At 62.0% G+C, this 1,761-nt stretch carries 2 protein-coding genes; both read right to left on the bottom strand.

What is annotated here, in order from left to right:
* Positions 1-379, bottom strand: a 379-nt coding sequence (locus ACE3OH_RS22075) for a VOC family protein (RefSeq protein WP_374358407.1), incomplete at its 3' end; no start/stop codon positions are given.
* A 132-nt stretch (positions 380-511) separates the two neighbouring features.
* Positions 512-1,693, bottom strand: a complete 1,182-nt coding sequence (locus ACE3OH_RS22070) for an acetyl-CoA C-acetyltransferase (protein WP_374358405.1) — start codon at positions 1,691-1,693, stop codon at positions 512-514.
* Between the last annotated feature and the right edge of the window lie 68 nt (positions 1,694-1,761).

Here is a 1,761-nt window from a genome sequence, read left to right as displayed (position 1 = left end):
ATTCGAACTGGATCCCGTCGCGATTCAGAAAATACACGCTGCGGCGATGCGGGTGGCTAGCCCCCCAATGATCGGGCAGATAGCCTGCAGCCTCAAGGCGCATCAGCAATGCCGGCAAGGAGGCCACCACCATCCCAAGATGTTTGACATTCGCGCTGCAGTTCCGCCAATTCGCCGCCGGCTCGGTTGCACCGCTTTGCAGCGCGATATAGGCGTGATCATTGCCGAGATGGCGCCATTGCACCGGCTTGCCGAACCAGTCCATATCGCCCTGCCCGCGCAGGCGCCAATCCGGCAGTGCCGTCAGGATGAAATGGCTGGCTTCATCGATATCCTGCACTTGCAGATTGGCGTGTTCCAGATAGCTTGTCGCGTGCATGGTGTTCGCTCCACGGTTTGTTTAAGCGAACGAGTATCCAAGCTCAAGTCGGCTTGAGGTCAATGGCGAGCATGTTTTCCAATGCAAACAGCCCGGCCGGGGCCGGGCTGTTGTCAGCACCTCAGCGCAGGATCAGGCGCGCTCGATACACAGCGCCACACCCATGCCCCCACCGATGCACAGGGTAGCCAGACCACGCTTGGCGTCGCGGCGGTTCATCTCATGGACCAGGGTCACCAGTACCCGGCAGCCGGACGCGCCGATCGGGTGGCCCAGGGCAATGGCGCCGCCATTGACATTGACCTTGTTCCAGTCCCACTTCAGTTCGCGCGCCACGCCGAGCGCCTGGGCGGCAAATGCTTCATTGGCTTCGATCAGGTCGATCTGGTCCAGCGTCCAGCCAGCACGGGCCAAGGCACGCTGCGTTGCCGGCACCGGGCCCATGCCCATGATGCTGGGCTCGACCCCGCTCGATGCATAGCCGGCAATGCGCGCCAAGGGCTTGAGGCCCAGCGCCTTGGCCTTGTCGGCCGACATCAGCATCACCGCAGCAGCGCCATCATTGATGCCCGAGGCATTGCCGGCGGTGACCGAACCTTCCTTGGTAAAGGCCGGACGCAACTTGGCCAGCGCCTCCATGGTGGTGCCGTGCTTGATGTATTCATCGCTGGCAAAGGCCACCGGATCGCCCTTGCGTTGCGGAATCAGCACCGGAACGATCTCATCGACGAACTTGCCGGCCTTCTGTGCCGCCTCCGCCTTGTTCTGCGAGGCCAGCGCCAGCTCATCCTGCTCCTGGCGGCTGATCGCATACTTGTTGGCGATATTCTCGGCCGTCATGCCCATCGGGTACTGGTTGTACACATCGGTCAGACCGTCATACATCATGCTGTCCACCAGGGTGCCATTGCCCATGCGGATGCCATCGCGGCTGTTGTTGAGCAGATGCGGCGCGGCATTCATGTTTTCCTGGCCGCCGGCGATAACGATCTCGTTGTCGCCCGACACGATGGACTGCACCGCCAGATGAATCGCCTTCAAGCCCGAGCCGCACACCTGGTTGATGGTCAGCGCCGGCACTTCCACCGGCAGACCGGCCTTGATCACGGCCTGACGTGCCGGATTCTGGCCAAGACCAGCGGTGAGCACATTGCCCATGATCACTTCGCTGATCTGGTCAGCTGCCACGCCGGTTTTCTCCAGCAAGGCCTTGATCACGGTGGCGCCCAGCTCCGGCGCCGACACCTTGGCCAGGCTGCCGCCGAAAGAGCCAATGGCGGTGCGCAGTGCTGCAACAATAACGACTTCGGACATGATGTATCTCCTGCTTGGGTGGAAAACGCAGCGGTCTGCGCCGCTGCGGAAGTAATGCGATTGCTGCC

This window comes from Chitinimonas sp. (genome assembly GCF_041904975.1).
GTDB lineage: Bacteria > Pseudomonadota > Gammaproteobacteria > Burkholderiales > Chitinimonadaceae > Chitinimonas.
This window is presented reverse-complemented; position numbering and strand designations above follow the sequence as displayed.